This window comes from Prevotella sp. MGM1, from assembly GCF_002933775.1.
Lineage (GTDB): Bacteria > Bacteroidota > Bacteroidia > Bacteroidales > Bacteroidaceae > Prevotella.
This window is the reverse complement of the sequence record NZ_BEWV01000059.1, coordinates 36967-62141: the sequence shown is the minus strand read 5'-3', so window position 1 is coordinate 62141 and position 25175 is coordinate 36967. Positions and strand designations below refer to the sequence as shown.

Genomic DNA, 25175 nt, shown 5'->3' with positions numbered 1-25175 from the left:
ACAGCTTTTATGTTATTTAATTTTAGAATTATCGGATTTTCGTATGTCAAAGAGGTATGTCAGCTTAACAACAATATTACCAAGGTTACTACGCCCGAAATAATCGCGCTTCGAATTGTCGAAGATATCACCCAAACCATAATAATAACGCCCTTCAAGCATTATATGGCCGAACTTAGGATGCGAGTATTCAAGTCCTAAACCTGCGGCTATACCATAATCAAACTTACGCTGTATAGGAAGCGAATCCTGAGCGGCATCACGCATGGCACCTACACGATCGGCCTTGTTCCGCTTGTCATAATCAAAATTTGACGTTGCCTTATCGTTAAGGAAAAAACCTACTTGCGGTCCGGCCTGAAAGAAAAATTGCAGTCCTTTCCGTTCACGTCCCCACCCCATGCGGGCCATCATCGGCACCTGAATATACGTCAAGCGACGTTGATAAGTCTCAGGGAGGCCTGTATACTCATTTATTACAGGTAAATCATCCACCGTCTGTATGTCTTCTTTCCATCCTACCTGCGATATGTTCACTTCACCGACAAGGGCACAAATACTCTTGAAGTATTTCTCGCATGTGTATCGCAAGGTAAGTCCGCCTGTCACACCACCCAAATTTGTCTGCGGAATATCCGGATTGAAACCTACATTACTCATTATATAACCGCCGTTGACACCCACACTCAACTCACTTCGGTACTCTCCGACCTGCGAAAAGGCGGCAACGGCTGGCAAAAGGAATGATATCGATAATAAAATTTTCCGCATATCAATAATATATGGTCTCTATCTTATGCCCCAGGGTATAATGGACAAACAAGATACTACGGTTCTGATGACCTCCGTCTCCAACTCGTTCAAAACTCAACGGGGTCTGTATAGGAGTATAGCCGACAACGCCTTTTGCGCCAACGAAACTCTTTCCGTACAAGTGCAGGCCCTTGATGAAATAATACGCCTGGTCAAAGCCGGTAATAGCGAAACGCGGCAAAGCCTGCATCATGTCCGCATGGAAATTCCAACGATACTTCAATTCTATGCGCGCGGTTTGAGCCGACAACGGATTTGTATAGAAATTGGCCGGGATATAAGTATCGTATTTATAGAAATTGTCGAGATTATACTTAGTATACATCATCCACTCGGTATAACCGAACATCGAAACGGAATACTTCGGGCTCTTCATCGTGAGATTGTTTATCTTCGCAAAAGCCACATTTAATTCCGGAGAACGCCCCGTATTGAGTATAACTACATTTGGCATGACCGTACTGAATGCCTTGGCAAAGGCCTGCTCACCTGACTTCAAGTTTGTGATAGTGTGTGGTCTGCCCATCGCTTCCATCCTTCTCCGCAATCCGAAAGTGAATATTCCTTTTTTACTTGTCGTATCGTTACAATCTATAAAGACGGTATTATATCCCTCAAACTTATCGAGAAAACGATTGATCACCGCCTCATTATAATCGTTCGGACTTTGATACACCTGGAAAATATTTCTGTTGGAATACAGTTCCGATGTGTTTATCGAAAACGGTATGAGCACTTTTATATCATGGGCCTTGGCGAAATCAGACAGCGGTTTCACCTGTTTGGAATATAACGGCCCTATTATCAGATCGCAAAGAGCCGCGTTTTTATCCCTGAGTGTCTTTTTAATATCAGCGTCTTCAGGCACGTTCCATGCGTGAATATCCACCGATATACCATTTTTCTTCAGACTGTCGCATGCCATCAAAACACCACGATAGTATTCCACCATCCGGCGTCCGTCGCCGTTATAGTCATGCAGAGGCAACATCACGCCTATACGGATCTCCCGCTTACGCATATCCACATCGGCACCTTGACGCGCATTACCAGCCGATGCCGTCTGCGTACCGGCATTCGTGTCTATGTTCTTAGACGGAAAAGGAATATAAATGAAATCTCCTTTCTTCAATTCATAGCCCGGCTTGGTCATCTCGGGATTGGCCTCAATAAGCTCATCAACCGTAAGGCCATTATCACGGGCAATGCCGAATATGGTCTCCTTGCGCTTAACCTTATGTATTTCACGCCATTTTGTTGTCTGTGCGGTTGCCTCCTCCGCAAGGAAAGCAACCAGCACAAACACCAATATAAATTTAAAGATTTGTTTCATACACTTTTTCCTATCCGTATCAAACAACCAGTTATTTTATATTCGGCTCTTCAAGACCGAGTCCTTTCTTTTTATCCACGGCTTTCAATATAAAGCCAAGCACAAGAGCAGCCACTCCGAGACATGCCAGCATCACCAAAGGCGCTGTGTAATCATAAGACACAGCTGCCTGCTCGGGAGTAATCACACCGTTCCGCAAGTCAGACACAAGCTGAGGATTGGTGCTGTCGAGTACCTTACCTATAAGCATCGGGAAGAGCCAAAGACCGATATTCTGAATCCAGAAGATAAGCGCATAGGCACTACCTATAATCTTTGCGTCGACCAACTTTGGCACACTCGGCCACAAAGAAGCCGGAACAAGCGAGAATGACGCACCGAGAACAAGAATTGTAAGATATGAAATCATTATACCGCCAACGCCGCTACCCTTGAGCATGGGAAGCACAAAAGCAAACGTAAGGTGGCATGCTATAAGCAAAACTGAACCGAGAACAAGCATCGAAGCCGCCTTGCCCTTATGATCCACATAGTTTCCGAGAATAGGAGTGATACCCACGGCAAGAATCGGGAACACGGCAAATACGGTTTCTGCACTCTGTCTCATATAGCCCATATAACAGAAAACGACCAACGCCGCAACGGCTACCACAAGCAGCCCGTATTTCATTTCTTTCCTCTTTGAGAAATTGCTTGCGAAAGAAGCCGCTGCCACAATGAGCATTATAACATATTGTATCACCGTAACCGCGGTACCGGCCCAGAACGATTCAGGGTCAACCTCGGTAAACGTAAGGTTGCATTGAAGCATGTTTACCGCATACTTCTGGAACGGGAAGATTGCAGAGTAATAGAGAACGCAAAGCAACGCTACGAGCCAAAAGCCGCTGCTCGACAATATTTTGCCGAGATCGCTGACCTTGAACGGATCGTCTTTTTCTTCCGCCTCACCGGTTTGGGCATCGAGTTTCTTGTCCATGAAGAAATAAACAATGAACATTATGAGGGCTATCATCAGCAGAACAACTCCGAAAGCCACACTGCGGGAAACATCGATATCGCCTCCGAGTCTCGCAAACACTGGTGAGAATATCATACATGTAGCGACACCGAGACGCGCAAGAGCCATTTCCGAACCCATGGCGAGAGCCATTTCACGTCCCTTGAACCATTTTACGATACCTCTCGACACCGTAATTCCGGCCATTTCACAACCGCAACCGAATACCATGAAGCCCACGGCGGCAAACTTTGCCGATGCCGGCATACCGAGATAGAACGGAGATATACCGAGTTCGTCAAATCCGGGAATATAATTAAGATTGTTATTGAACCATGTTTCAAGACCGCTTCCAATGAAACTGTCTGTCACCGCATACCAGTTTATGGTGGCTCCGATGAGCATCACCAGTCCCGACAACACGGCGGTAAAGCGCACTCCCATCTTGTCGAGAATGATTCCGGCGAATATCAGGAAGAAAACAAATACGTTAAGGAATGTCTCCGACCCTTGCATCGTGCCGAAAGCTGTGGAATCCCAGCCACGTGTGGACTGCATAAGGTCTTTTATCGGAGAGAGAATGTCCATGAATATGTATGAACAAAACATGGCAAAAGCAAGAAACATGAGCACCATCCAGCGTATGGCGGCAGAGTCTCTGAGTGTTGTTTTAATGTTTTCAGTCATTTTCCTACTATGTTTTTATATATACTTCTATATTTTTTCGCACTTTAATACCGTAAGACTAAAAAGCCAACAACGGTATTTATTATAATCCGTATTTATTTAAGCCAACGGTCGAGCCAGTTGAAGAATGTCCTTTGCCACAGTACTCCGTTCTGGGGCTTCAATACCCAGTGGTTCTCATCGGGGAATATAAGCAGTTCGGCCGGTATACCGCGCATACGGGCGGCATTGAAAGCACCCATGCCCTGATTGTAGTTGATGCGATAATCCAACTCACCATGGATACAGAGTATAGGCGTGTCCCACTTATCCACAAACTTATGCGGCGAGTTTTCGTATGTCCGCCTGGCGGCATCGGTCAGTGTCTTGTTCCAGAAAGCATCCTCATACTCCCAGTTGCTGAACCATGCTTCCTCCGTGTCGGTGTACATAGATTCAAGATTGAAAGCCCCGTCATGCGATATGAAGCACTTGAAACGTTTGTCATGATGCCCGGCAAGATAATAGACGCTGAATCCGCCGAAACTTGCTCCAACCGCTCCCATGCGCCCTTTATCCACGAACGGCAGATTGGCGGCAGCATCGTCGATAGCCGACAGATAGTCGCTCATACATTGCCCTGTCCAGTCTCCGCTTATCTGTTCGTTCCACTCGCTGCCAAATCCCGGTAGTCCGCGGCGGTTGGGAGCGATAATCACATAGCCGTTGGCAGCCATTATCTGGAAGTTCCACCTGTAACTCCAAAACTGACTGACCGGACTTTGAGGACCTCCCTCACAGAAAAGCAATGTCGGATATTTCTTGGAAGGGTCGAAGTCAGCCGGCAATACGATCCAGTAAAGCATATCCTTGCCGTCCGTAGTCTTCGTCCAACGCTGCTGCACCTTGCCGAACGCAAGCTGCTCTGTTATATGTTTGTTCTCGAAAGTAATTCTCCTTATCTCCGTTTTCTTTTTCTCCTTATGCGGATTGACTATATATATATCAGTCGGGGCTGACAGGCTCTGCCGCAAAGCAAGCAATCTGTCACCGTCGTTAGCCATAGAGAGCGACACCACGTCTGCCCAGTCATTCGTCAACTGACTGACCTCGCCATTCAGACCGGTCTGGTAAATGTTCACGCAACCATGCCATACACCCGTGAAATACAGGGTCTTCGAGTCTTTATTCCAACAGAACGCATCCACATTGGAATCAAAAGACTCCGTAACGTATGTCTTTTCACCGGTAGTCAGTTCGTAGACACAGAGCCGGTTACGGTCTGCCTCATATCCGTCGCGGGCCATACTCTGCCACGCAACATACTTACCATCGGGCGAGAACTGTGGGTTCGTATCATACCCGGGATTGTTTTTGAGATTTTCCTCGCTGTTGACGCGTTGTGCCTTCATTGTCTTGGTCGCGTCCACGACCACCGGTTCGTATCCGTCTTCCTTGCATAAGTTCTTTGTCGCGCCGGTCTCTACATTATAAAGGTATATGTCTGAATCGGTGGATATCGCATAGTCACGTCCCGTTTTCTTGCGGCATGTATAAGCTATAGACTTCGAATCGACGCTCCATGCAATCTGCTCCATCCCTCCGAACGGCTCCATCGGACACTCGAAAGGCTCACCATTCAATATATCCGCACCTCCGGTTATTCCATTTTCGGTTACATCGGCGACATAAGGATGCTGTATGCTCTCCACATAATGATCCCAGTGGCGATACATCAGGTCGGTCACGCGACGTCCGGAAGCCTTTGGAAGATCGTCGGGATTTTTCTTTATGATCTCGTTAAACGGCATCGACTTCACAAGTATTACCTTCTTGCCGTCTGGCGAGAACTTATATCCCTCGATATCTCCGGTGGTTGTCAGTTGAACGCGTGCGGTTCCGTCGGCATTCATCGCCCAGATGTTTCCTCCGGCCAGAAATGCTATGCGCTTGCCATTCTCTATCCAGGAAGCATCCGTCTCGTTTCCGCTGCCTGTTGTCAGTTGCCTGTTATTCTTGCCATTGGCATCTATCAGACAAAGTACCTGATGGCTCTTGTTCTCCGCCACACTGTAATATCCCACCTGGTATACTATCTTTTTTCCGTTCGGTGAGGCCTCGGCCGCTCCGATGCGTCCCATGGCCCACAGAGCCTCGGGAGTCATCAAGTCGCTTTTCAGCGTGATATTGTTTTTGCCTATATTCACGGCGTCCTGTGCTTTTAGATTGCCAGCCGGTACCATCAATACCGCGGCTGCAAATAAGGTTGCGAATACTCTCATTACACGTTATTATAATAAAGTGTTCCCTTCCGCAAAAAGCCGGAAAGGGAACACATGATACCTGTTTACCGCTTGTTACGCTGCTGTTGCTGCATCTTCTGGATTTCAGCGGCCTGGCGCTGCATCGCTTCAAGACGTGCCGCCAGTCCGCTCGTCTTTTTCGGGTTATTCTGGTTTTCCTTATACTTCGCTTCAAGAATTTCCAACAGTCTGGCATCGTTTGTGGTCTTGCGCAAAGCCCACATGATAGCCGCACTGAAAAACAACGATATGAAGTAATAGAAGTTAAGGCCTGCGGAATAGTCGTTAAACATGAAGAAGAACATCACAGGCATGAGATACATCATCCATTGCATCATCTTCATCTGCTCGGCTTGCTGGCCGACCATCTGGTCACGCTGCTGGCGCATCGTCATGACGGAATATACTATATTGGCCAGACAGAACAAGATACAGGTAAGACTGATATGGTCTCCGATAAGCCATATATTGGTATTCCACTCAAATATGGGATCGTATGTCGACAGATCGTCTATCCACATAAAACGATGTCCGCGCAACTGAATGGCATTAGGCACAAAATTGAACATGGCGATCCAGATAGGCATCTGAATAAGCATTGGCAAACATCCCGAAAGCGGACTCACACCGTATTTCGAATAGAGAGCCATCATCGCCTGCTGTTTCATCATCTGATCCTCTGGTTTGTCGTATTGCTTGGTCGCCTCGTCGAGTTTCGGTTTAAGGACACGCATCTTCGCCGAGTTCAGATATGTCTTCTTCACCATCGGGTAAGTTAGAAGTTTGAGAAGCATGGTTATCAATATGAGCACGATACCCATATTGAAGCCGAAGCCTGTGAGCCAGTCGAAAACATAAAGAGTGAACCAACGGTTGATAATCCTGAACAGAGGCCATCCCAGATATACGAGTTGTTGCAACTCAAGGTCTTTTCCGAAAGTGCTCTCCTCTTCCACTTCCTGCAATAACCGGAAGTCATTGGGACCGATAAACATTTCAAACTCAGTAGGCCTCGCACCCGTAGGGTCGAAAGCGGTCTTCAGCTTAGCGTTATATTGCTTCAGATATCCGGAGCCTTTTTCCTGCGGAATACTCGTAAGTAGCGAATTGGCGGCAATATCGTCACGGGCTATAAGCACCGCGCTGAAAAACTGGTTCTTGAACGCCACCCAGTCGAGCGGCTCATCAATCTTCTCGTCTATCTCCTCCGATGTCTCGCTGAGATAGTCCGTTCCGCCGCCTTTTTCTTTATATGTAAGCGTTGCATAACGGTTCTCAAACGTGAACCCTTTCTCCTGTTGGCGGCATTTCTCACCCCACTCTATGTCCATCTCCCTGTAATTGGGTGCGAAAACACCAGCCAATCCCTTTGCCTGAACATACATGCGGAGCATATAATCAGCGCCGAGGGCGTATCTTATTATCATCGCCCCTCCGTTAGATGCCTGAGCGGTCATGGTGACGGTAGAGTCTGTTATGTCTGACGGCGTGAAATAAAGGTCACCGGTAACGATGTTCGTCGTCTTTCCGGCCATCATGAAATTCATGCTTTGATCGCCGCGGTCAAACAATGTCACGTCTTTCGCTCCGCTACGGTCTTTGAAGTTCAGTATTTTTGCCTTACTCAGCGTACCGCCCTTGGTATCGAGAGTCAGTTCTATTTTACTGTTTTTCAGTGTCACCTGCTCGTTCTTACCCACCAACGACGGATAAAAAAGCGACGTGGTGTCGTTTTGGGCAGCTGTGAGAGCCTGTGCCTTGCCTGTGACCTCCGCTATCTTTCTGTCCTCTTCAGCCTTTTTCTTCATTGCGGCGGATATTGAATCCTGCCTGCGCTGAGCGGCTATCTGCTCTTCCGTGGGTTGATTATACCAGCTGAATCCTATCAGCACCAATCCCATCAGCACAAATCCTATGATATTGTTCTTGTTCATCCTGTGTCTCTATTTGTTGGCTGCCGTTTTGATAAAGTCGAGGAACAGCGGGTGCGGTTTCAGCACAGTGCTCTGATATTCCGGATGGAACTGTGTTCCTATATACCATTTAAGGCCGGGTATCTCGACAATCTCCACAAGGTCACTCTCCGGGTTGCGCCCCACGCACTGCATGCCGTTGCGCTCATACTCCACCTGATACGTGCCGTTGAACTCATAGCGGTGGCGGTGACGCTCCTGGATATGTTCCGCCTTGTATATATCGAACGCTCTCGACCCTTGACGGAGCACGCATTCGTAAGCGCCGAGACGCATGGTGCCGCCCATGTCGGTAATGTTCTTCTGCTCTTCCATGATGTCAATCACATTGTGGGTGGTCTTCCCGTCCATCTCACGGCTGTTGGCATCGGCATATCCGAGCACATTGCGTGCAAACTCGATGACCATCATCTGCATACCGAGGCATATTCCGAATGTCGGTATGTTGTGAGTGCGCGTATATCTGGCAGCCACGATCTTGCCTTCGATACCTCGCTGTCCGAATCCGGGGCAGATCATTATTCCATCTTGTCCGGCCAGTTTCTCGGCCACGTTCTCATCGGTGAGTGTCTCCGAGTTAATGAACGTGAGCACCGTTTTGAGGTCGTTGTATGTTCCTGCCTGCGACAGGCTCTCGCGTATGCTCTTATATGCGTCCTGCAAGTCATATTTGCCAACCAATCCGATGTGTACCTCCTTTGTGGCGTTGTTGCGGCGCTCAAGGAAGTTGCGCCACGGACCGAGCGTCGGTGTCTCACCGATTTCCATGCCGAGCTTGCGCATGATAGCCGTGTCGAGCCCCTGCTTCTGCATGTTCACAGGAACCTCGTATATAGACGGCAGGTCCTCGCTCTGCACCACGCAGTCCATGTCTACGTTACAGAACGACGCCACTTTTTTCAATATATCCTCATTGAGATGTTTCTCGGTGCGGAGCACAAGCACATCTGGCTGTATTCCAACACTCTGCAATTCTTTCACAGAGTGCTGGGTGGGCTTGGTCTTCAACTCTCCCGCCGCTTTCAGATATGGCACGTAAGTGAGATGCACGCAAACGGCATTGTGTCCCAGTTCCCATTTCATCTGGCGGATGGCCTCGAGGAACGGCATGCTCTCTATATCACCGATCGTACCGCCGATCTCCGTGATTACAAAGTCATAGTGATATTTCTCTCCGAGCAACTTCACGTTACGCTTTATCTCATTGGTGATGTGGGGTACCACCTGTATCGTTTTTCCGAGATAGTCTCCGCGACGCTCCTTGTCTATCACGGCCTTGTATATCCGGCCTGTGGTGAGCGAGTTGGCCTTGGTGGTCTGGATACCGGTGAACCGCTCGTAGTGTCCGAGGTCGAGGTCGGTCTCCATTCCGTCTACGGTGACGTAGCACTCGCCGTGCTCGTATGGGTTTAGCGTACCCGGGTCGATGTTGATGTATGGGTCAAACTTCTGGATGGTGATGTTGTACCCCCTTGCCTGAAGCAGCTTTCCTATCGACGATGAGATAATGCCTTTGCCAAGCGATGATACCACACCGCCGGTGACGAAGATGTACTTTGTTTCTGCCACAATGTTTATTTTTTATGATTTCAAATTCCTATTAATCAAATTATACAAGGTGCAAAATTACTAAAAAATATTGAAAAGACAAGGATTAGGTATTATTTTAATTCCCACACAATTATAACGCCTTGCCTTTTGTAAAGAAAACTTGCTGATTTTTATACCCGCCGAAATTTTCAAACCAGAACGATTTAACGATACACAACACGATACGAAACGATGGACGAGAAACCGTTTTATAACCGTAAGACCTGTTTTTCGCCGCATTCGGTATCCCGTTGGAACGCGTTTAGTATCCCGTTGCATTGTGAAACGCCGCCAAACGCATTACAACGGGATGCCAAATGCAAGCCATTTGGTATCGTTTTGGGTTTTCCGGAAAGGCCTCATTTCAGCACGAGCAAGATAACGTCCTCACATACAACGACTTAACAGAAACCTCCAAATGCTCGGATATTTCGGACCGGACAATTGTCTTTTTTGAAACAAGCGAGCTATGAGAGGCTTGTTGTACGATTTTTTGACAGCCACACGTATATCCGTAAACTGTGTCACGGATATGCTCAAAACAAAATCAGTAGGTAAAAGCGACATCCCTAAAAACCGCAAAAATAGTAATCCCGAGCAAACAAAAACAACGAAAAGAACAGATAAATCAACATTATTCGCTAAATTTGCACATTAATTTATATTCACCGTATGAAAATAAAACTTTATTTTGTTTTATCGCTGATACTCCTGTTGCCGGCCGCGGCATGGGCAGATTTTGACCCGAAAGCCTACTACACCGTAGACGGGGACGACTTTGAAGAGAGCGAAACCATAAACGACGCACAGGCTCCTTTAAATGTGACATTCAAAGCCAATCCCTCGAACATCGACGAGGGAACGGTTCCGTCGTATGAATGGAAGTTTGTGAAAGACGGAAACACCGATCCATACATCACAAGATATGAAGAGAACACCGAGTTCGAATTTCGCGAGTCGGGAGTCACAGCCGTATCACTCTACGTGTCGTACGGAGACGGAAACGACCCGGAGCTCATATCAACCATAAGGGTAAGCATAAGCACAAGCCTGCTCGAGATGCCTAACGCATTCTCACCGAACGGCGACGGCATCAACGATATATACAAGGCCAAAGACAACCACAAAAGCATCGTGGAGTTCAAGGCGTATATATTCAACCGCTGGGGACAGAAACTGTATGAGTGGAGCGACATAGACGGAGGATGGGACGGCACGCACGGCGGCAAGCCCGTCAAAGCCGGAGTGTATTTCGTTCTGGTGAAAGCAAAGGGAGCGGACGGCACAGAATATAACATCAAGCGCGACGTGAACCTGCTCAGAGACTATACCGAAGGGTTTTCGGGCGAATAGCACCCTCATAACTACACGGATTTCATTCACGCATGAAGACAATGTATTGTAACTGATATCATAATGAAAGAAGACGAGAAGATAAACGTATGGGGCGCGAGAGCCAACAATCTGAAAAACATAGACGTTGAAATACCGAGAAACAGTCTTACCGTAATCACAGGACTGTCCGGCTCGGGTAAATCGTCGCTGGCTTTCGACACCATCTTCGCTGAAGGACAACGTAGATATATAGAGACTTTCTCGGCATACGCACGCAATTTCCTCGGAGGAATGGAACGGCCTGACGTCGACAAGATAACGGGGCTAAGCCCGGTGATAAGCATAGAGCAGAAGACAACCAACAAGAACCCACGTTCCACTGTGGGCACCACGACAGAGATATACGACTTTCTGCGCCTGCTCTTCGCCAGAGCCGGACGTGCTTACAGCTATGCCACGGGCGAACCGATGGTGAAATATACGGAAGAGAAGGTGCTCGAAATGATAAAACAGGACTACGACGGCAAGCGGATACTCATACTGGCGCCCCTTGTGCGCAGCCGCAAGGGACATTACAGGGAACTGTTTGAGAGCATGCGTCGCAAGGGATACCTGCACGCAAGAGTTGACGGCGAGGTGAAAGAGATAACCCGTGGCATGAAGACCGACCGCTACAAGAACCACGACATAGAAGTGGTAATAGATAAATTGCAGGTCAGGGAGAAAGACGACGAGCGACTGAAAAAGAGCGTTGCCACGGCAATGAAGCAGGGCGAAGGGCTTATAATGATTCTCGACAAGGAAACAGAGACGGTGAAGCACTTCTCCAAAAGACTGATGTGCCCCACAACCGGAATTTCATACAGCGACCCTGCACCAAACAATTTCTCGTTCAACTCACCCCAAGGCGCATGCCAACGCTGCAAAGGACTCGGCATCATCAACGAGATAGATTTGGGAAAAGTCATCCCCGACCGCCAAACAAGCATACACGCCGGAGCCATCGTGCCGTTGGGAAAATACAAGAACCAGATGATATTCTGGCAGATAGACGCCATTCTGCGTAAATACGACTGCGATATAAAGACTGTCGTGGCCGATATTCCCGACGAAGCCTTGAGCGAAATACTGTACGGCTCGCTTGAAAACATAAGAATAGACAAATCGCTGGTACATACGTCGAGCGACTATTTTGTGGCGTTCGACGGCGTAGTGAAATATCTTAAAAGCGTAATGGACAGCGACGACTCTCCAAAGATGCAGAAATGGGCAGATCAGTTTCTCGCAGTGTGCACATGTCCGGAATGCGACGGCAGGAAACTTAACCGCGAAGCCCTGTCTTACAGGATATGGGACAAGAACATAGCGGAGCTTGCCGAGATGGACATGGCCGAACTGCGCCGCTGGCTCGACCAGGTGGAAGAGCACCTTGACAACCAGCAGCGGCAGATTGCGGTCGAGATATTGAAAGAGATCAAGACAAGGATCGACTTCCTGCTTGAAGTAGGTCTCGACTATCTGTCGCTCAACCGTCGCTCGGCGACACTATCGGGAGGAGAGAGCCAGCGTATCAGACTGGCCACGCAGATAGGCTCTCAGCTCGTGAACGTACTGTATATCCTCGATGAGCCGAGCATAGGACTGCACCAACGGGACAACGACCGGCTTATAAAATCACTGAAAGAACTGCGCGACATAGGCAACACGGTAATAGTGGTAGAGCACGACAAGGACATGATGATGAGCGCAGACTATCTCATTGACATAGGACCAAAGGCCGGACGCAAGGGCGGCGAAGTGGTATTCCAAGGGAAACCGGAAGAGATACTGAACATGACCGACCTATCGGAGACTACACCACTACCCTCCCTCACTGCCCGATACCTCGGAGGCAAACTCAAAATAGAAGTACCGGAAAAGCGAAGGGAAGGCAACGGAAAGAGCATCATCATACGTGGAGCCTCCGGCAACAACCTGAAAAACGTTGATGTGGAGTTTCCATTGGGCAAACTAATACTCGTGACCGGTGTCAGCGGATCGGGAAAATCCACCCTGATAAACGAGACTCTGCAGCCAATTCTGAGCCAGCACTTCTATCGCTCGCTGAAAAAGCCCATGCCATACAAGAGCATCGAAGGACTGGAAAACATAGACAAGGTTGTAGACGTGGACCAAAGTCCGCTCGGACGCACCCCACGCTCGAACCCGGCAACATATACGGGGGTGTTCAGCGACATACGATCACTGTTTGTCAATCTGCCGGAAGCCAAGATCAGGGGATACAAACCGGGCCGTTTCTCATTCAACGTAAAAGGCGGACGTTGCGAGGCATGTGGTGGAAACGGATACAAGACAATCGAAATGAACTTCCTTCCGGATGTAATGGTTCCGTGCGAGGTGTGCCACGGCAAACGATACAACCGTGAGACACTTGAAGTGCGCTACAAGGGGAAAAGCATTGCCGATGTACTTGACATGACGATAAACCAGGCTGTGGAGTTTTTCGAGAACGTGCCAGACATACTGCGCAAGATAAAGACGATACAGGATGTCGGTCTCGGATACATAAAACTCGGACAACCGTCGACAACCCTGTCGGGCGGTGAGAGCCAACGCGTGAAACTTGCCACCGAACTGAGCAAGAAAGACACAGGAAAGACACTGTATATTCTCGATGAACCGACAACCGGACTGCACTTTGAGGATATCAGAATACTTATGGAAGTACTCAACAAACTCGTGGACAGGGGCAATACCGTGGTGATAATAGAGCATAACCTCGACGTGATAAAACTCGCCGACCACATCATTGACATGGGGCCGGAAGGCGGACGAGGCGGCGGACTTGTGCTCACGACCGGCACGCCGGAAGTGGTGGCGAAGAGTAAGAAAGGACATACGCCACGCTTCCTGAAAGAGGAGCTTAAATAAAAAATCACAGAACATAAAACGAAAACTCTCCTCGTCGCCTGCAAACTCAAATATCCGCAGGCTATAACAGACAATAACATACAACAAAACATCAACACCCGAAAAATCATGATACGGCAAACAGAATTCCGACTCACAGCAAAGCGGCGCGGATGTCATCTCGTGACACAAGAGATCATAAGAAACCTGCCACACCCACTGCCGAAAGCCGGACTGCTCAACCTCTTCGTAAAACACACATCGTGCGCACTGACAATCAACGAGAACGCGGATCCCGACGTAAGAAGTGATATGGAGAAAATACTCAATCACATGGTAAAGGAAAACGAACCATATTACGACCATACGTTTGAAGGCGCGGACGACATGCCTGCACACGCTAAAAGCAGTCTTTTCGGCGTGAGCGTCAACATACCGATAACCGACGGCAAACTTAATCTCGGCACATGGCAAGGTATCTATCTATGCGAGTTTCGCGATTATGGCGGAGAAAGACGCATAACAGCAACCGTTTACGAATAAAGACAAAGACATGAACAAGCGCGAATACATGACGGCCAATAAAAACTGGCTGGCCGAAAAGGCAAAGGAAGAGGGTGTGAAGGCTCTTGGCAAAGGCATATACTACAAGGTGATGGCAAGCGGCGACCCGACTGGAACACACCCTACGCCACAAAATATCGTGACGGTGCACTACACCGGACGCACCATCAACGGTAAGAAATTTGACAGCAGCCTCGGAGGAACCCCGCCTGCATTCAGACTCAGTGACCTTATCAAGGGCTGGATAACAGCTATGCGGCAGATGGTGGTCGGCGACAAATGGGAGGTATACATTCCTGCCGAAATGGGTTATGGCAAATTCTCACAGCCGGGAATACCCGCCGGCTCCACGCTCATATTCGAAATTGAGCTTATCGGTATCTCATAATCTTGGATGCCGGACAGCCGGCATAAGCCCGGCAAGCTATTCCGAAATACACGTGACGCATTAACGAAAAAACAATCCAAACAAGCACCATGTAAAGACGATATAATAGGGAAAAAGGATTTCATTTTTTTTCGTAAAACATGACAATCAAGGCGCTGCACATTGCAAGAAAGAATGTGCCAGCGCCTTGATCATAAAATGAGAAATCCCGATTTTCGTGTGATGAGAAATCTATTATAACATACTGGACAAGCTTTCGAACGGCATTTGGATACCTGCCGGCTCCAACAATATTCCCGCCTGTTCTCCACACTACATCTATACTTATCTTCAAGATCTATTTCGCAGTTTCGTTTGTCAGCAATTATCCTCTTCTGATTTAGACAATTTTATTAGCCTGCAATGCTGGCGGAAATCGGAAAGATAAAACGAATATTGCGGATACTCATGCAACACCGGTACTACCTTTTCCATAAAAGCACGAACATCATACAATAGAAAGTCCATATAATGGCATTCGGTTCCCGTTGCACCTCCCAATAAAAGTCCCAATCCTTCCGGTTTTAGAACTTCTCTTTCTATCCTGTCTTCCAAATCATACCGGAACTTCATAACTTCTTTTTGCTCCTCATCATTGCTTTCGTATGGAAAAGCAAGAAATACTGCCTGCGCTCCGAATTGGTTCATATTATCGAATAATTCGGTATCGTTCTGGTAATATTGAGAAACCAATCCGTAGAAACAGGTGCTTCCTGCAACTACATCATACCGCAACTCTTCATTTTCCTGTGGTTCCAATCGATAAGAAGCAAAAACTTCCTGCGGATTATCAAACACTTTCTTGCCATTATCTTTTAATGTTTCTGTGATATATCTACGGAGAGCCGGGAGGGGAAACATTCCTTTTCCCGTTTTATCCATACGCTTAACCTCTGAAATATACTGGTAAGAAAGCCCTTCACCCAACATCGTTTCCAACATAATGTAGAAAGCATTGTAACTTTGGTCTTCAGGCAATGCACACAAATTCTTCTCATAAAACGAAACGGTAAAATCATTCTGCTCCTCACAATAACCGACTGCCACATGCACTTCTGACATGTCAACTTCAACTCCGTACATCTGAAAAGCGAAAGAATTATCCGTTCCTTGGTTATAGGGGAAAAACCGCCACTTCCCTTTCAGCTTTTCAGGCATTCGGGATATAAGATAAGGATAGAGATAGAATAAATGGCTGTTTCCTTCTATGGAAAATGTAAATTCATAACCGCCACCAATATTGAAATACACATTTTCTGTTATCAAATCAGTACCTTGGGTAATAAATCTGATTATATCATCGGCGTCATATTCGCTACGCTTTTCTACAATCCTCGAAAGTTCCGCCTCATTCTGCAAAAACCATTGCCAAAAAGCGTCAACACGGTTCTTGAACGGCATTTCCTTATTGCAGCAACGAATAAAATCGATTGTATCTTCATCATCAGGCGTCAATTCATTGGCTTTTGTGAAATAAGACAGTGCTTCCTTTATCCTGCCCAGGTTGTAGAGGGCGTAGCCCATACGAAAATTCCAATTGGTGTCTTGCGCACCCTCGTCCAGGGTTGATTCGAGCAATGCTAATGCTGTCTCATACTTGCCAATATAATTGTAAGCTCGTGCCAACAATCCGGTTTCTTCAAAATTTCTTTTGGAAGGAGAAATTCTTTCTAATGTATCAATTACATTCTGATGTTCGTCGGCATTTGTCCAACTGTCAATCTGCTGTTTTAGTTCTTTGTCCATAATTCTATTTTACTTATTTGATTGCTAACGCTTGAAAGGTTCAGATTATGTTAACCGTGTCTTTTTGTTTCTTCACAAAACTCAATGTGATGCCAACAACTGACTTGGCTGTTTTTCTTTAATTGTATCACTTGTAAAGCAAATATAGCAAAAGTAAAGTATACCAACAATGATACTACCCACTTTTTCATTAAACCGGTCAGTTTTTAACATTTACAATTTACCACTTGCTTTTTTCCTTTGCTTCATGGGGGCGTAATCTCAGCTATAACTATTATAAATGTTCTTTAAACAAATAAGAAAAGAGTCTTTGCTACGATAGTAAGAACTAACTTTACCTTGTATTTGGATATTTCAACACTTGGGATACCACCCATCCAATAAAGAGTCTGCGCTTGTATTACTACAAATAAAGTTCTACTGCATACTCCTAAAGTCTTCCGCTGGCAAGCATTTGTTTCAGCATTTCATCAAACCTTACAAGAAGGCATAGTATATGCATGCGCAGGATTTTTCCTGCCAATTAAACCAGACGTACCGTTTCTGTCTATTAAGCATATTACTCTCAATTTTGCTATTTAGCCATGTGGATATTTTAAAACAAACGGTCTGTAAAAGACTTTTTAAACAATATCTTGATTACGGCAAGCAGAGAAATAATGAAAACATATACGGCACATACCTGAGGCACTGTCAACGATATGCCCTCAACCGAGGCAAACGGCAACGAAGAGAGAAAAACGAGGACATGATTGAGCGATGAGACGACAATCGAAAGCAGAAAGGCGAACAAACCGCTGACAGACGGAATGAAAAAAGAGAATATCATGACAACGGAAAGGTAAAGAATAAGTGTCAAGGCCGGAACGGCAATGATATTGGCAAAGAGGGAGACGAGCGGTAACCGCCCGAAATAGAACGCCACAAGCGGAGCTGTGGCAAGCTGGGCCACGAAAGAGACTACCACAATCTGCCATACTCCGGTCGCTACAGGATGGCTCATCCTAAACTCAGAAGAGACAAAGCGGGAAGCAAACGGACATAAAACCAAGATGCCCGCAAGGGAAACAAACGAGAGTTGAAAGCCTACATCATATATAATCAGAGGATTGACAGTAAGCATCAGCATGGCTGTAAAGGCAAGCACATTGACCGACATCCGTTCACGACCGGAAAGTCCGACAATGGAATAGACAGTGATCATGGTTGCGGCACGGACTACCGATACCGGCATTCCGACCATGAAAACGTATGACCAGACTGCCGTAATAATCAATATCTCTCGTAACAAAGACGGACCACGACGTAGAGAAAGCAGGGTCAGAAGCATGTAGATTATGCCGAGATGCATTCCCGAAAGGGCAAGTACATGGGATACTCCCGTAACCGAATATGCATCTCGAATATCGGCGGATAGCTCAGACTTATGTCCGAGTGTCATCGCTGCGGCAACGGCAAAGGTCTGCCCGTCCAATCCAAGTTCACGATAAGCGGAAATAAGAGAATGCCGATATTTGAGAAAAGCAAGACGGGCACGCTGAAAAACAGACAGACCGCCCATATCGACCGGAGCCGGGCACCAATCACGATAATAGACAAAAGCGGTGGCGTCCACACCGTTACGCTCCAAATAGGCCGCATAGTCGAAACGAGATCCGGAATAATTGGCCGGAAATTTCAATCGCGAAGCAAACACAAACCCGACATTTACCGACAGCGCACTGTAACGGCGCTCAACAGTATCTTTCATTAGTGAAATCACTATTTTCTTACCTGTCAACCGCCCCGAAGTGATTATGGCCTCAAAACGCAACGTCTTGCCTCGCTCCACAGGTTCGCTCGCAACCACAGACTCATACACTGACTTTTCATCGGAAAGAGACACGCGAGGTTTATGCTTAGCAATCATCATACAGACACCGCCAAACATGAAAAATAGCAAAACGATGAAAAGACTCTGAGCGACAGGATGCCTAACGGAAAGCAGACAAAGAAGAAAAGAAAGACAAGCGGCTGCAATCCACACGGAAAGAGCTACAAAAGGAAAAGAAATATCACCCGCTACAAGCCCTGAAACAAAACTCACGGCAACAGGAACGAACGGGTATAAGGCAAAGACACCATTATTCTTCATTATACAGACCGTGGTTTTTCATGTAAATATCGAAACAAAAAGAGTCGGAGGCCGCAAGGCTCGTCCGACTCTTTGATATATCCAGGATTAATTCGCCGCGGCGGCAATCCAGTCGTAAACACAACTGAATACTCCGACGGCGAGTATACCCGCCGTGCATAAGGCAAGAGCAAGCCTGGTATTGCAGTCGCTCTTGAATGTTTCCAGCGGAGTGTCCGATGTCTTTATGTACATCGCCTTGACAATAAGCAGGTAGTAGTAAAGACTGACAACCGTATTTATCAAAGCTATGAACACTACTCCGTATGCAAAGTAAGAACCCTGTGATGCGGCAGCCATGAACACAAAGAACTTGCTGAACATTCCGGCAAAAGGAGGTATTCCGGCAAGAGAGAACAGGGCCAGCGTCATGAGAAGAGCCAACTTGGGATTGGTCTGATAAAAACCGTCATAACAATCCATCTTGGTTTTTCCGCCACACTTCTGCTCAACGATGTTTATAACGGTGAAAACACTCATGTTTGCAACAACATATACAAGTACGTAGTATGTAAGAGTAGATACACTCATGGCACTGTTGCCCACCACGGCAAGCATGATATAACCGGCCTGAGAGATAGAGCTGAAAGCCATGAAGCGCTTCAATTCCTTCTGACGTATGGCAAAGAGGTTGGCAATAGTGATGCTTAGCACGATGACAATGTACAAAAGATACTCCCAGTACTCTACCATCGGCGCAAAGACTTTCATCAAGATCGTCATCAAGGTAAAAGAAGCCGCACCTTTCGATATAACGCTGAGATAACCGGTAACGGCTGTCGGAGCGCCCTGATATGTGTCTGCGGTCCAAAAGTGGAACGGAACAAGCGATATCTTAAAACCGAGACCGCTGAAAAAGAACACAAGTCCCATTATTGTCATCGGCGAGATATACAACAGCGAGGCCACATCTTCGAAATAAAGAGTGCCGACAGCACCGTAGATAAACGATATTCCGTATAGCATCACACCACTTGAAAATGTGGCTGTGAGGATGAACTTGGCCGCACCTTCAGCCGAGTTTTTACGCAACTTGTCGAAAGCCACAAGGCATGCCATGGGCACGGAAGCCATTTCAAGTCCGAGGAAGAACATGAGAAAATGTCCGGAAGACATCATCATGTACATACCGAGAAGGGTTGATATGACCAATTCGTAAAACTCTCCCTCCTTGTTGGAGACATCCGCACGTTGAAGCCAAGGCTGGGCCATTATTATTACGATAAGCGTACCGGCTGTTAGAATTATCTTCATCACGTTGACGGCATTGCTCGTGACATAAAGTCCGCCGAAAGCCTCGGCCGGTTCGGCAACAACGCATGCGGCAATCTGGGCCGCCATGAGCAAACCGGTCACGGCATACAGCATATTGTGCTTCTTCGCACTGTTGTTAAAAGCGAAATCGGTAAGGAATACTATTACCAGAATTGCCATCAAAGTGGCTTCCGGAAACATATTTAGAAATTGACTGTAATCCATTTGTACCAATATTTTAGAAGTTAATTACACTTAAAATCGGAGCCACACCATCACTGATGACATTGCTCACCCACAACGGCATAGAGCCGAGACCGGCAACACAGAATATCAGACAGCAAACGGAGAAACGCTCATCCCATGTCGCATCTGTCAGTTCAAGATAATGTGGATCGGCCACTTTGCCGAACAAAATCTTGCCGACTGTGCGAAGAATGTATACCGCCGTCACGACGATTGACATACAGGCAATGATCGTTGCCGTACGATGGAATATGTCGGCATTCTCGAAAGATCCGACAAAAATTGTCATCTCGGCAGCAAAACCGGAGAAACCCGGGAGACCGAGATTGGCAAGTCCGGCAATGACATAACCAACACTGAGGAACGGCATTATCTTCATCAAGCCACCGAGTTTACGTATATCACGTGTATGTGTACGACCGTAAATCATACCGATGAGCGCAAAGAAAAGCGCCGTCATCAAACCATGAGAAAGCATCTGCAAGATAGCACCTGTGCATGCTGTCTTCGTCATCATAAGAAGAGCGAAAAGGACAAGACCGCAGTGAGAAACGGAAGAATATGCGTTGATATACTTCAAGTCTGTCTGCACACAAGCCGATAGCGCTCCATATACGACAGAGATGGTAGTAAGCACAAGGAATATCCACGCCAACTCCTGAGCGGCATCGGGCAACAGGTACATTGCCACACGGAAACAGCCGTAACCTCCAAGCTTCATCAATACTCCGGCATGGAGCATGGATACAGCGGTTGGCGCCGAAGCGTGACCGTCGGGAGACCAGGTGTGGAACGGGAAAAGTGCGCCGAGCACACCGAAACCGATGAATATGAACGGGAAGAAAATCTTCTGTATCTCAACAGGAATATTGTGCATTGCGGCAATCTCATTCACATCCATTGTCGTAGCGCCGCTGTAATAGTATATTCCAAGGATACCGAGGATGAGCAGAGCAGAACCTCCCATGAGCATCAGTGTCAGTTTCATGGCCGCATATTCCTTGTTGCCGCTACCCCACACACCTATCAAAAGATACATAGGTATAAGGGCTACTTCATAGAACATGAACATGGTGAACATGTCGGTACAGATAAAGAAACCGTAAACACCTGTCGAAAGCAAGGTGAACCACAGGAAATATTCTTTTGTCATGGGCTTCAACTGCCATGAGGCAAATGTCCCCGTGAAAACGATGATGCTGGAAAGAAGCAACATCACAACAGATATTCCATCGACCCCGACAGAGTATGCTATATTGAGAGGCTCAAACCACGGTGTACTGTAAGTAAACAGCATCGTATCGGTATTTCCTCCCTGACGTGCCTGAATGAAAGCGATTGTCAGCCATACGGACAGGGCAAGCAAACATGTTGAGCCTGCCACCATCACGCCACGTACTTGATTGAGATTGCGGGCGATCCAAAGACCGAGCAACATAAGCACGGGAATTACAACGAATAGACTTAATATACTCATCTTTCTAAATTATATGCAAAGTAATACTAATGTTAATGCCACAGTGCCGGTAAGGAACCATACGGCATAACGCCGCACGTCGCCACTCTGCCACGGACGGATGGTCTCTCCGGCCTCATTCGCACCCCAAGCCATGAAGTCAAACGTTCCGTCGACAACATGACGGTCGAACCATGCGATAGGCGTGCTCACACAACGGAAGATTATCTTATGGGTGATGAACATCCATATCTCATCCATATAGAAACGCTTGTATGCCGCACGGTGAAGTGTCGGGAAGCGCTTATAAAGCATATCGGCAATCGGTTGTTTCTCGCCTTTATATATATATGTGGCAAGAGCGATGCTGATAACCGCTATAACACATGATGTTATTGCCACCTGTGTGTCAAGATGGATCTGATAGTCCTGACCGCTTGCGCTGATAAATGAGCCGAAGTTGAGTGCCCAACCGCAAGTAACGGTTATCACGGTAAGGATAATCAATGGAACTGTCATTGTGAGCGGAGCCTCATGAGGAGTGTGATGCTCATGGAGTTCCTTATTCTCCGTACCCCAGAATATCCCGTAATAAAGACGGAACATATAGAAAGCTGTCATGGCCGCTATACCTGTCATTATCCAACCAACGACGGGACTATATGCGAAGCATGCGGTGATAATCTCGTCCTTTGAGAAAAATCCGGAGAAAGGAGGAATACCGGAAATGGCAAGACAGGAAATTAGGAACGTGACATGCGTAACCGGCATATACTTGCGCAGACCGCCCATTGTTGACATCTCGTTGGAATGAACGGCATGAATGATACATCCGGCACCAAGGAACAAGCATGCCTTGAACATGGCATGAGTGAACAGATGGAACATGGATGCCATATAACCGAGTTGTGTGTGATTGTCGAGCACGGCCTCATGACCGGGCAGACACACACCGAGCGAAACCATCATAAACGCTATCTGGGAAATCGTGGAGAACGCAAGCACACGCTTGATATCGCTCTGCGCACAAGCGACGGCCGCCGCATAGAACGCTGTGAACACACCGACCCACACTATAATGCTCATCTGTCCCGGAGCATACTCTATCCACAATGGGAAAAGACGTGCGATCTGGAATACGCCCGCAACCACCATAGTAGCGGCATGGATAAGCGCACTGACAGGCGTAGGGCCTTCCATGGCATCCGGCAACCAGATATGCAATGGGAACATGGCACTCTTACCCGCACCGCCAATGAACATCAGCACAAGAGCCGTGGGCAGAATGAAACCGCCGGCGGCAACCGCCTTAACCACATCGACAGGAATAAAAGGAGTCGTACCGCTACCCATCACAACATCTCCGGCAAAAGAGAAGCTGAAAGAGCCTGTGTAATAACCGAATATCAAGATACCTATCAAGAAGAACATATCGGCAAAGCGAGTTACGATAAACGCTTTCTTTGACGCTGACACCGCTGCCTGCAAAGGATAGTAAAAACCAATGAGCAGGTAAGAGCTTACTCCGACAAGCTCCCAGAACAAATACATCTGGAATATATTGGTGGCAACAACCAATCCGAGCATTGACATCGTGAAGAGACTGAGGTATGCGTAATAACGCTGGAAACCTTTCTCTCCGTGCATATAACCGAAAGAATAGATGTGAACCATCAGACTGACAGTCGATATTACGATAAGCATCACCACCGAAATCGGATCGAGCAGGATACCGAGATCAAAGTTCAGGTCACCCAACGGCAACCATGTGAAGTTATAAGGCACCAATGTAGCGAAAGCACCGTCAGCACCTCGATCGGCCGTAAAGTAGCATATCGCCGTGTAATAGGAAAGCACCGTGACGATACCCAACGATGTGGTACCGATAAGTCCGGCCGCCTTATGTGACAACTTCATGCCAGCAAGTCCCAGCGCAAGGAACGAGAGAAGCGGCAGAAGGAGTATTAAAAATACATAACTATAATCCATAAGTCACGTTAAAATTTCATGTTTTCAATACTGTTCACCTGATCGCTGTTGAAGTTTCGGTAAACATTAATAATAATCGCGATAGCCACCGCACTTTCCGCGGCACTCACTCCGATTGAGAACAGAGTCATAAAGAAACCTTCGAACTGCCCGGGGAAGAGCAGGCGGTTAAACGCCGCAAAGTTAATATCTACGGCATTGAGCACAAGTTCGATAGAGATGAGCATGGCAATCAGATTGCGACGGGTGACAAAGCCGAACACGCCGATAAAGAACAACAGTGCACTGAGCACAAAATAATATTCTACCTGTACCATATATTACTTCTCCTCTTCTTTTCTTGAAACAACAATTCCACCGATAATACATGCAAGGAGAAATACTGATATGAACTCAAACGGGAGCACATACTGATATTTCTCGCTGCCGAGCAACGCCTGTCCGATAGTACTCATCGGAACCTCACCTGCCGACGCATCGCAAGCCACCGTGATAAGCTCATTCTTCAACATCACCAAAGACACCAAAGCAAAACCTACCAGCGACATAACCGCACCGAAAACGACACGGCTTCCTTTCATTCTCTCAACGAGGCCTTGAAGCGTACGCTTGCTGACGAGCTGGATGGCGAATATGTAAATCATCGTAACGCCGCCTGCATAAACACTTATTTGGGCCGCACCGAGATACGTATAGTCAAGCAGGAAATAAAGTCCCGCCACTCCAAAGAGAACGAACAGCATGAATGTGGCCGCTCTCATTATCCGTGTAGTCACCACACACATCACGGCTGAGCCGAGGATGACTGCGGCAAGAATTATAAACATTATTAAATTAGCCATTTATCATTCTCCTATTACTTTTTTGTATTCCACTTACCCACTTCCTGCGGCGCGCCGCCATCAAGAATATTTGGCAGAGAAGACTCGTATTTCACTTCTTTGTCAAGATGAAGAACAAGCGCTCCTCTGTCGAAAGTAGAGTTCTCGAAATCATTGGTGAACTCTATCGCGTCTTGCGGACACACATTGACACAGAGCTGGCAGAACATGCACTCACCCATATCATATTGATAATCCACGAGCACACGCTTCTTCTTGCCGTCCTCCGTCTCCTTCATCTCCGACTTAATCGTAATAGTACCGTTGGGACATGCTTTCTCGCACAACGTACAAGCGATACACTTATGATTTCCTTCGGCATCATGAGGCATGACCAAACGGCCGCGATGACGGGCCGCCACATGCAGTGTTGTCTTGCGGTTTTCCGGATATTGTTCCGTCACTTTCGGAGTGAAATACTCCTTCATTGTGACGCGGAAACCGGTAAGCAGCGACTTCACGCCATGCACTGCTTCTCCGAAATATGATTTGTTATTTTCCATTTTCAATTCTTAA

General features: G+C 47.1%; 19 protein-coding genes. 4 read left to right on the top strand and 15 right to left on the bottom strand.

The features are described from left to right. Window positions 1–12: 12 nt before the first annotated feature. From MoGM_RS01585 to MoGM_RS01560, 6 genes are all read right to left on the bottom strand, one after another. Window positions 13–771, bottom strand: a complete 759-nt coding sequence (locus MoGM_RS01585) for a porin family protein (protein WP_104368471.1) — start codon at window positions 769–771, stop codon at window positions 13–15. Window position 772: 1 nt separating this feature from the next. After that, on the bottom strand, window positions 773–2146 hold the full coding sequence (locus MoGM_RS01580; protein WP_104368470.1) for a LysM peptidoglycan-binding domain-containing protein: 1374 nt from the start codon (window positions 2144–2146) through the stop codon (window positions 773–775). A 31-nt stretch (window positions 2147–2177) separates the two neighbouring features. Next, a complete protein-coding gene (locus MoGM_RS01575) occupies window positions 2178–3833 on the bottom strand; it encodes an MFS transporter (RefSeq protein WP_104368469.1) in 1656 nt (551 codons plus the stop codon). A 95-nt stretch (window positions 3834–3928) separates the two neighbouring features. Next, window positions 3929–6094: a S9 family peptidase gene (locus tag MoGM_RS01570; protein ID WP_104368468.1), complete on the bottom strand. Its 2166-nt coding sequence runs from the start codon at window positions 6092–6094 to the stop codon at window positions 3929–3931. 65 nt (window positions 6095–6159) lie between these two features. Beyond that, window positions 6160–8049: a membrane protein insertase YidC gene (gene yidC, locus MoGM_RS01565; protein WP_104368467.1), complete on the bottom strand. Its 1890-nt coding sequence runs from the start codon at window positions 8047–8049 to the stop codon at window positions 6160–6162. Window positions 8050–8058: 9 nt separating this feature from the next. Beyond that, on the bottom strand, window positions 8059–9657 hold the full coding sequence (locus MoGM_RS01560) for a CTP synthase (RefSeq protein ID WP_104368466.1): 1599 nt from the start codon (window positions 9655–9657) through the stop codon (window positions 8059–8061). A 693-nt stretch (window positions 9658–10350) separates the two neighbouring features. On the opposite strand from MoGM_RS01560, the gene MoGM_RS01555 reads away from it, so the two are divergent. The 4 genes from MoGM_RS01555 (at window position 10351) to MoGM_RS01540 (ending at window position 14875) form a co-directional block, all read left to right on the top strand. Beyond that, window positions 10351–11031: a gliding motility-associated C-terminal domain-containing protein gene (locus MoGM_RS01555; protein ID WP_104368465.1), complete on the top strand. Its 681-nt coding sequence runs from the start codon at window positions 10351–10353 to the stop codon at window positions 11029–11031. 63 nt (window positions 11032–11094) lie between these two features. After that, window positions 11095–13944: an excinuclease ABC subunit UvrA gene (gene uvrA, locus MoGM_RS01550; protein ID WP_104368464.1), complete on the top strand. Its 2850-nt coding sequence runs from the start codon at window positions 11095–11097 to the stop codon at window positions 13942–13944. A gap of 108 nt (window positions 13945–14052) precedes the next feature. Continuing rightward, complete coding sequence (locus MoGM_RS01545) at window positions 14053–14466, top strand: secondary thiamine-phosphate synthase enzyme YjbQ (protein WP_104368463.1); 414 nt, start codon at window positions 14053–14055, stop codon at window positions 14464–14466. Between the two features lie 10 nt (window positions 14467–14476). Continuing rightward, window positions 14477–14875 carry an FKBP-type peptidyl-prolyl cis-trans isomerase gene (locus MoGM_RS01540; RefSeq protein WP_104368462.1) on the top strand — a complete coding sequence of 133 codons (399 nt, stop codon included), beginning with the start codon at window positions 14477–14479 and terminating at the stop codon, window positions 14873–14875. A gap of 121 nt (window positions 14876–14996) precedes the next feature. Here the strand turns inward: MoGM_RS01540 and MoGM_RS12755 are convergent, their stop codons facing one another. The 9 genes from MoGM_RS12755 to MoGM_RS01500 form a co-directional block, all read right to left on the bottom strand. After that, window positions 14997–15209 (bottom strand): hypothetical protein, encoded by a 213-nt coding sequence (locus MoGM_RS12755; RefSeq protein WP_146078614.1) that lies wholly within the window; start codon window positions 15207–15209, stop codon window positions 14997–14999. Window positions 15210–15232: 23 nt separating this feature from the next. Then, a complete protein-coding gene (locus MoGM_RS01535) occupies window positions 15233–16660 on the bottom strand; it encodes a tetratricopeptide repeat protein (protein ID WP_104368461.1) in 1428 nt (475 codons plus the stop codon). Between the two features lie 595 nt (window positions 16661–17255). Beyond that, window positions 17256–18794 carry a ComEC/Rec2 family competence protein gene (locus MoGM_RS01530; protein WP_104368460.1) on the bottom strand — a complete coding sequence of 513 codons (1539 nt, stop codon included), beginning with the start codon at window positions 18792–18794 and terminating at the stop codon, window positions 17256–17258. An 87-nt stretch (window positions 18795–18881) separates the two neighbouring features. Beyond that, entirely contained in the window at window positions 18882–20312 is a 1431-nt protein-coding gene (locus tag MoGM_RS01525) for an NADH-quinone oxidoreductase subunit N (RefSeq protein ID WP_104368459.1), read from the bottom strand. 13 nt (window positions 20313–20325) lie between these two features. Continuing rightward, window positions 20326–21810 carry a NuoM family protein gene (locus MoGM_RS01520; protein ID WP_104368458.1) on the bottom strand — a complete coding sequence of 495 codons (1485 nt, stop codon included), beginning with the start codon at window positions 21808–21810 and terminating at the stop codon, window positions 20326–20328. 9 nt (window positions 21811–21819) lie between these two features. Beyond that, window positions 21820–23778, bottom strand: a complete 1959-nt coding sequence (gene nuoL / locus MoGM_RS01515; RefSeq protein WP_104368457.1) for an NADH-quinone oxidoreductase subunit L — start codon at window positions 23776–23778, stop codon at window positions 21820–21822. Window positions 23779–23786: 8 nt separating this feature from the next. Then, the gene (gene nuoK / locus MoGM_RS01510; RefSeq protein ID WP_104368456.1) at window positions 23787–24095 is read right to left on the bottom strand and encodes an NADH-quinone oxidoreductase subunit NuoK; all 309 of its coding nucleotides are present in this window, start codon (window positions 24093–24095) and stop codon (window positions 23787–23789) included. A gap of 3 nt (window positions 24096–24098) precedes the next feature. Beyond that, window positions 24099–24620 (bottom strand): NADH-quinone oxidoreductase subunit J, encoded by a 522-nt coding sequence (locus MoGM_RS01505; protein WP_104368455.1) that lies wholly within the window; start codon window positions 24618–24620, stop codon window positions 24099–24101. Window positions 24621–24634: 14 nt separating this feature from the next. Further along, window positions 24635–25162 carry an NADH-quinone oxidoreductase subunit I gene (locus MoGM_RS01500; RefSeq protein WP_104368454.1) on the bottom strand — a complete coding sequence of 176 codons (528 nt, stop codon included), beginning with the start codon at window positions 25160–25162 and terminating at the stop codon, window positions 24635–24637. Window positions 25163–25175: the final 13 nt, after the last annotated feature.

Coding starts and splice junctions, on each gene's coding strand:
- MoGM_RS01585 (WP_104368471.1), bottom strand. CDS start 771: ATGCGGAAAATTTTATTATCGATATCATTCCTTTTGCCAGCCGTTGCC.
- MoGM_RS01580 (WP_104368470.1), bottom strand. CDS start 2,146: ATGAAACAAATCTTTAAATTTATATTGGTGTTTGTGCTGGTTGCTTTC.
- MoGM_RS01575 (WP_104368469.1), bottom strand. CDS start 3,833: ATGACTGAAAACATTAAAACAACACTCAGAGACTCTGCCGCCATACGC.
- MoGM_RS01570 (WP_104368468.1), bottom strand. CDS start 6,094: ATGAGAGTATTCGCAACCTTATTTGCAGCCGCGGTATTGATGGTACCG.
- yidC (WP_104368467.1), bottom strand. CDS start 8,049: ATGAACAAGAACAATATCATAGGATTTGTGCTGATGGGATTGGTGCTG.
- MoGM_RS01555 (WP_104368465.1), top strand. CDS start 10,351: ATGAAAATAAAACTTTATTTTGTTTTATCGCTGATACTCCTGTTGCCG.
- uvrA (WP_104368464.1), top strand. CDS start 11,095: ATGAAAGAAGACGAGAAGATAAACGTATGGGGCGCGAGAGCCAACAAT.
- MoGM_RS01545 (WP_104368463.1), top strand. CDS start 14,053: ATGATACGGCAAACAGAATTCCGACTCACAGCAAAGCGGCGCGGATGT.
- MoGM_RS01540 (WP_104368462.1), top strand. CDS start 14,477: ATGAACAAGCGCGAATACATGACGGCCAATAAAAACTGGCTGGCCGAA.
- MoGM_RS01535 (WP_104368461.1), bottom strand. CDS start 16,660: ATGGACAAAGAACTAAAACAGCAGATTGACAGTTGGACAAATGCCGAC.
- MoGM_RS01530 (WP_104368460.1), bottom strand. CDS start 18,794: ATGAAGAATAATGGTGTCTTTGCCTTATACCCGTTCGTTCCTGTTGCC.
- MoGM_RS01525 (WP_104368459.1), bottom strand. CDS start 20,312: ATGGATTACAGTCAATTTCTAAATATGTTTCCGGAAGCCACTTTGATG.
- MoGM_RS01520 (WP_104368458.1), bottom strand. CDS start 21,810: ATGAGTATATTAAGTCTATTCGTTGTAATTCCCGTGCTTATGTTGCTC.
- nuoL (WP_104368457.1), bottom strand. CDS start 23,778: ATGGATTATAGTTATGTATTTTTAATACTCCTTCTGCCGCTTCTCTCG.
- nuoK (WP_104368456.1), bottom strand. CDS start 24,095: ATGGTACAGGTAGAATATTATTTTGTGCTCAGTGCACTGTTGTTCTTT.
- MoGM_RS01505 (WP_104368455.1), bottom strand. CDS start 24,620: ATGGCTAATTTAATAATGTTTATAATTCTTGCCGCAGTCATCCTCGGC.
- MoGM_RS01500 (WP_104368454.1), bottom strand. CDS start 25,162: ATGGAAAATAACAAATCATATTTCGGAGAAGCAGTGCATGGCGTGAAG.